A 6,012-nucleotide genomic window follows, 5' to 3' on the forward strand; every position below is an offset into this window, starting at 1 on the left:
AGGAACACACGGCCCTGACCGTGGAGCTCGACCAGCTGGTCACCATCCTCAACCCCGGCCTGCGCGCCGCCTACGGGTTGGGTCCGGACGGGGCTTCCACCTTGATTGTGGACACCGGTTGTCATGCAGCGATGGCCAGCGTAGTTGATCTCTGTTCGAAGGCGACCGGCGCGAGGTAACCGATCGTGGAGGCCTGCGCTGGTGGTTGTAGAAGCCGAGCCAGCGGAAGACTGCGAGGCGGGCGGCTCGTGCGGTCGGCCACCCACGCCGGCCGGGAAGGATTTCGCGCTTGAGCGAGGCGAAGAACGACTCCGCGGCGGCGTTGTCCGCGGAGGTGCCGACCGCTCCCATGGATCGGAGGATCCCGGCCTGGTGGCAGGCATCGGCGAACGCCTTCGACCCGTACCTCCTGGCCGCGAGGATCGAGGAACGGCTGGAGAGCCACTCTCTTTCGAAGGTCCTGACGTCCGCGCCGGGGATCGGCGTCAGGACCGGAGCCAGGATCCTCATCGACGTCGGCGACGGCAGTTCGTTCCCCTCCGCCGCCCACCTCGCCGCCTACGCGGGTCTGGCCCCGGCGACCCGCAGCTCAGGGTCGTCAATCCGTGGCGAACAGCCCTCCCGGAGAGGAAAGCAGCTCAAATGGGCCTTCTTCCTCTCCGCGTTCGCAGCTCTCGCCGACCCGACCTCCCGGGCCTACTACGACAAGAAGATCAGTCAGGGCAAGCACCACACCCAAGCCCTGCTCTGTCTCGCAAGCCGACGAGCCGACGTGCTCTTCGCAATGCTTCGCGACGGCACCTTCTACGACCCGCCGCCGACGCCAGGGGTCAACTGACGGGCGGTTCGGCCAGGAGAACAACACGATCGCTCTCAACATCGAACCCGAGCACGGGATGACTGTCGTCGCCGCCCTCCGGATCCATCAGCACCGGCTTGCCCAACCGTCGCCCGAGCACCTGCAGGAAACCGCAGAACATGTCGAGTCGCTCCTGGCCCTGGAGTTCCCGCAGGTCAACATCGAAGTCGATCTCCTCCACCGAATACAAGCGGAAGATCACCAGCACGTCAGCAGTCGGCCATACCCGCAACCGCGGGCACTCAGCGTCAGCCGAACGGGACAGCACTGCCTCCGCCCGAGGCACCGTAAGCACCGTCTCTCCTTCGGAATACTGGTGCTTCCAGCCGCTCGCGCCGACGAGGTCGAGGACGGCCTGCCAGTCCTCTGCCGAAATCTCAGGAACGAACACGTCCGGCAACGACCCCATCAAGTCGGGATCGAAGAAGCCTTTGACGTCATCCCACAGCAGATCAGCCACCCCGCCATCCTGCCCGCCACACCCTCACAACGCAGACCCGATTTCCTTGACCAAAACCATAGGGGCCCCCGCAGGGCGGCTCCGAAGGGCCAAAAATCCTTCATCTTCCACACAGCACCGCAATTGGAAGGTGTCCTACTACCAACTCCTTCACGCGTTCAGGACGCAACACCTGCACAAGCACGACACTCTTGAACAGATCACCGCCGGATTTCCATCAGCGTGGCCACGGCCTGGCGCTACGTGAACGACACGATCGAGTTGCTCGGCACGTCCGCGCCGTCCCTCGCCGAGGCCCTCACCCGCTACCATGGCGACGGATACGTACTGCTGGACGGCACCGTCGCCGAAACCGACCGTGTACAGGCCGAAGGCCACTACTCCGGCAAGGTCCGTCGTGAGGGCGTCAACTTCCAGGTCCACGCGGCACTCCGCGCCCCGGTCGAACGGACCATCTCAAGGATCAAGCAGTGGCGCATCCTCCGTCACGCCCGGATCAGCCCGAACAGGCTGTCGTCATTCTCCGCAGCCCTTCTCACCCTCATGATCTACACGTGAAAAAGGCTCCTGGTATGCCGCCGACAGCCAACTCGTCAACCACGGCCTCAAAGATCAGTACAGCTGCCGTGGCAGTGAGAGAGCAACGGCCCACCGAGTATCAGAGGCAGGTATGACAAGGCGCCCAACATACCAAGCATCAACGAAGGACAATGTGAAAGTTGAAAGCAAAGTCCAAATGGCCAACTGCTCCAGATCAACATTCCCCAATACGGAGGCAATTATAATGACGGCAAACATGTTTGGGTATGACATTGCAATGTAATCATCCATGCTTCCCACATTGTTTCTACGCTTAAAAAGCGCAGAAATCAGCCTCAGGGATACTGCGAAGCCAATCGCCAGGGGCAAGTCTGTACGGAAGGTGGAAATATCAAGTTTTAGCATGACAAAGACAATAAAGACCACAAGGAGCATCACTGAAATATAGGCATTACGTTCCCCAAATTTCGCTACTCGAATAGGGGATCGCGCCCTGAATCTCAGTACGCAGAAGTAGGCAGCCAACACTATGCCACCAGAGGCCCATACGCTGGTAGCAAACACTGCGACTAGATCATCCATCCGGGTAAGATTCAAAACTATGGCCAGTATGAAAGGGGAAACGAGCGAAGACAGCAAAACAACAGAGAACGAAGGAAGAATCATCCCGCCTAGAGAACGGCTCAAAGTCGGCGTAACCATGGAGCTTGGGGCCGAAATGACCAAAAGCAAAAGCAGTATTATTTCGCTCGACCTCGGCCCCCAAGAGCGGAGAATGAGCGCTAGGATAACTGGCAGAGCCACATAGCGAACCGCAACCATCTTTATTATGCTGTGACTACGAATAAATGCTCGTAGATTTTCCAGCTCTATGCGACTCATTGTTATTGTGGTGGATGCAATCAGCAACGCGCCGAAGAAATAAGGAGAAATTGATGCGCGGAGGCCCAGTAGATTCAGGAAGAACCCGAGAGTCAATGCGATACAGAACAGCAGGGGATGGTGAACGACCGTCCAATCACGAGCCATATTTGGCTTCTCTTGTTCATGTCTCACATACTTCGATATGCGGTCTCCTCGGATCATCTCTGAATTAGGGAGACGAAGGTCATATGCGTCATTACGATGAAGAATAAATCTACATATAAGTTCAATTACATACTTATGTGACACCACGCAGACACGTAGTCCGGATTCAAGGGCCGGGAGAACTTCATGTTCGTAAAATTCTTGAATGCGCTTTTTGAAAAAATCAATCTTTTCGCCGCCGCGCATTGACCAACTGTCTGAATTCATGGCGCGTTCATATTCGACGATTCCGAATTTTCTCTGCAGGAGCGCCTTGCTATGCAGAGTGTAACTCCCGAAATCTCGCTCTATTAGACGATCGTCAACCGATATAGTCGTCGCCCTCCCGCTGAATATGATCTCTGCTGTTTCGTGTGCACGCGAAAGCGGTGAAACGTAGCATCGATCGACCTTCTCTGACTCGTGCTTTTCTCGAATTTTCTCTGCTTGGGCCCTGCCCAAGGGGTTGAGGGGGGCATCCTTCTGGCCTGCAATGCGATGCACCGAATTACAGGTTGATTCGCCGTGCCTGACCAAAAAGAGGTTGGAGAGAATGGATCTCTCATTCGGCGATCTCACGGGAGACGCTTTCCGTCGGTGCATAGTGTATTTGAGAGCCGTACTCGGATTGCCAAGTCGCGAGCTTGCTGATATCACACAAGCAATCTACTGAATATTCCTCCACCGTCTTTTCCAGCGTCCTGCAAAGCATTTCCACCTCTTGTGTACTCGATTGGCGTTCGTTGCTCGAAATCCACTTTCGCAACTCGGACATGCAATCTCCAACAGCGGCTCGGTACTCTTCTCGGTCGGCACGGTGATGAGCCCGCAGGTACGCAACCTTCAAGGGGTAAAGGGTTTCTTCGGAGAAAATCTTAAGATGCTCGGTAAGGCCGGCAGGATCGGACATGGTAACCCATTGGGTTTTGGCTAGTATCACGATCCAATCGCAGATGTCGTCAATTGACGACCGTCCCTCAAGATGAGCGCTCTTATTTGTGTCGAACTCAAGAGAGCGCAGCATTTCCAATGCCGTATCGAAGCATTGGTTACGCAGAGTTCCGATACTATATACAAAGGCGCCCAACCGTCCGTGGCGTACCAGCTCATCCCCCTGGCGCATAGGGCCAACACAGAATACATTACATTCCGGTTTCCCGTCTGATTTGACCAGCCGTCCGTGGGCAGTGACGTCAATTCCCATACCGGTGACAGAATGGGGACGAATGTATCCTCTTTGGAGTAGATCGTCCCACAACGGGTGATCAGAAATTTCATAGTTAACGTTACTGCCGAGGCAGTTAATAACCCACTCGACTATGATCTCGTCACCCTCCGAGAAGGTGATCCTGATCTTCTCTCCAGCGGGATGCATGTCTACTATCTCTCTTGCGAGGACGGTAATGTTTTTCTGCTGTCCCTCGGATCCAAGCACGCGCTCCCATACTGTTCCTCCGATTTCGCAAACTGTGCTTGTCCTGTTGGTGAATATGAGGCTCTGATATTTTTTCAGCAGTTCACGGACATCATGGGAGGACATTTTAGTGATCAACTCTGAAACGTATGGTTCCCACGCCTTCATGATGCGTTCGGGGAAGACATCAGCAGCCTCCTCCTCTGCGCATCCGGGCGGCGGGTTCTTCAGCAGATAGGCATACTCCTCCCTTACCCCGGACTCAACTTCTTCTGCGGTAAGGCTCTCGGCGTCCAGGAAGGGGGGTCGTCGAACCTGCCATATATCGTGCTCGTGGCTATCTGAATAAGCGCCGTGCATGTTGGCATTGCGTGAACACATAGCAATTTTTCCTTTGTGTCCGCTGCACAGCAAGGACTTAATGGCGTCAAAAGCGGTCAGACCGGCTCCGACGACCAGCACGGCATCTTCAGGTGCTATTGACTCAAAATCCTTCTGTGAGTGCGGGGAATATGGGTCAAGGATGACATTTTTATAACTCTCAACGTTGCAATAGAAGTGAGCCTTCAGTCGACTTAGATGGCCTGTTGCCAGAACTACTTGGTGGACGTTGAAGTCCGCAAGGTCATTTTCTCCGTTAGCGTAAGTGATGGTGTATCCCGCTCCCTCATTTTCCGGATGCACGCTTACTGCTTCGCCATCTATCTGTTGCAGGGAAACCCCTGGGTGAGTGTCAGAAAGGGCAGCTTTCAACCTATCTTCCAGATATTGTCCGTAGATTTTTCTGGGAACCGGGCTACTCACATCGAATTTACGTGAATGCCACCTATCGGGCCACCTAGAGCGGTCCGATTCCATGTTCACCCATTCCAGGAAATCTTCCGGATGCTCTCTCATCAAAGTTATTCGACCTGCCTGCAAATTGAGCAAGTGATACCAGTTCGTCGCAGCTTCCCCGAAGGCTATTCCGCCGAAACGGGACCCTGCTTCACGTTCCAGCATGAGAATTTCCAGGGGGCATCTGGCGAATTGCAGCAAGCGTATTGCCAACAGCGTCCCGGAGAACCCTGCTCCGACGATTGCGATGCGGGGCGTAGCCTTCTTTGCATCTTGCATTTCTTTCACCGGCTCAACTTTGGGATGACGCTTAGTGGAATCTTGAGTCGGCATCCATTTACTTGACAGCTCAGGATGGCCATAAATCCAACTGTACTCAACGTCGCTTGATTGGGCAGCTTGTACTACAGCCGGAGATCTTGAGGGTCGATCATGGGTGGGATCGGCCGGTGGTGGGCCCAGGGTCGGAGCCCGGCTGCGCAGGAGGTGCTGCGGCTGCGGGCGGTGGCTGCGCTGGAGTCGGGCCGGGTGGGCTCGTACCGGCAGGCGGCTGCGCTGTTCGGAGTCTCGCAGCGGTCGGTCGGGACGTACGGGCCGGGGTGAGATGGTCAGTGCCGAGGAGCGGGCGGTGCTGTTTACTGGCTTCGGCTCGTTAGAGTGATCTTTTTCGAAGTCCCTGATGGGCCGGGGGTGTTGTCTGTATCCGTGGTGTGTGAGGTATGCGGATGGGGGTGGGCTGAGAGTGCGGGATGTGGCGTTTCGTCGGTCTTGCCATCGCTCGATGGTGTGACGTGGGGGCATCGCTGTCGGTCAGGAGTTCGGGGTTCGCTTGGG

Annotated in this window: 5 protein-coding genes and 2 pseudogenes; 3 read left to right on the forward strand and 4 right to left on the reverse strand. The window is 55.9% G+C overall.

Going from position 1 to position 6,012, the window contains the following annotated elements; all coding sequences use genetic code 11:
* Nucleotides 1-121: 121 nt before the first annotated feature.
* Nucleotides 122-408 (reverse strand): annotated as a pseudogene (locus ACFWI9_RS32395) (integrase core domain-containing protein); the annotation flags it as partial.
* Between the two features lie 31 nt (nucleotides 409-439).
* Here ACFWI9_RS32395 and ACFWI9_RS32400 point away from each other — a divergent pair.
* A pseudogene (locus ACFWI9_RS32400) lies at nucleotides 440-838 on the forward strand (transposase); the annotation flags it as partial.
* On the opposite strand, the gene ACFWI9_RS32405 reads toward ACFWI9_RS32400, so the two are convergent.
* Nucleotides 831-1,319, reverse strand: a complete 489-nt coding sequence (locus ACFWI9_RS32405; RefSeq protein ID WP_387168323.1) for a hypothetical protein — start codon at nucleotides 1,317-1,319, stop codon at nucleotides 831-833. The pseudogene ACFWI9_RS32400 and the gene ACFWI9_RS32405 sit on opposite strands and share 8 nt — an antisense overlap.
* Before the next feature lie 222 nt (nucleotides 1,320-1,541).
* Between ACFWI9_RS32405 and ACFWI9_RS32410 the strand changes: the two genes are divergently transcribed.
* Complete coding sequence (locus ACFWI9_RS32410) at nucleotides 1,542-1,877, forward strand: hypothetical protein (RefSeq protein ID WP_387168326.1); 336 nt, start codon at nucleotides 1,542-1,544, stop codon at nucleotides 1,875-1,877.
* A 54-nt stretch (nucleotides 1,878-1,931) separates the two neighbouring features.
* Here ACFWI9_RS32410 and ACFWI9_RS32415 read toward each other — a convergent pair whose 3' ends face one another.
* Both ACFWI9_RS32415 and ACFWI9_RS32420 read right to left on the reverse strand, forming a co-directional pair.
* Nucleotides 1,932-3,530, reverse strand: a complete 1,599-nt coding sequence (locus tag ACFWI9_RS32415; protein WP_387168329.1) for a histidine phosphatase family protein — start codon at nucleotides 3,528-3,530, stop codon at nucleotides 1,932-1,934.
* Complete coding sequence (locus ACFWI9_RS32420; RefSeq protein WP_387168332.1) at nucleotides 3,490-5,511, reverse strand: FAD/NAD(P)-binding protein; 2,022 nt, start codon at nucleotides 5,509-5,511, stop codon at nucleotides 3,490-3,492. Before ACFWI9_RS32420 ends, ACFWI9_RS32415 begins: the two co-directional genes overlap by 41 nt.
* A 99-nt stretch (nucleotides 5,512-5,610) precedes the next feature.
* Between ACFWI9_RS32420 and ACFWI9_RS32425 the strand changes: the two genes are divergently transcribed.
* Nucleotides 5,611-5,781 (forward strand): hypothetical protein, encoded by a 171-nt coding sequence (locus ACFWI9_RS32425; RefSeq protein WP_387168335.1) that lies wholly within the window; start codon nucleotides 5,611-5,613, stop codon nucleotides 5,779-5,781.
* Nucleotides 5,782-6,012: the final 231 nt, after the last annotated feature.

The sequence above is a fragment of the Streptomyces sp. NPDC127084 genome, from assembly GCF_042724175.1.
Lineage (GTDB): Bacteria > Actinomycetota > Actinomycetes > Streptomycetales > Streptomycetaceae > Streptomyces.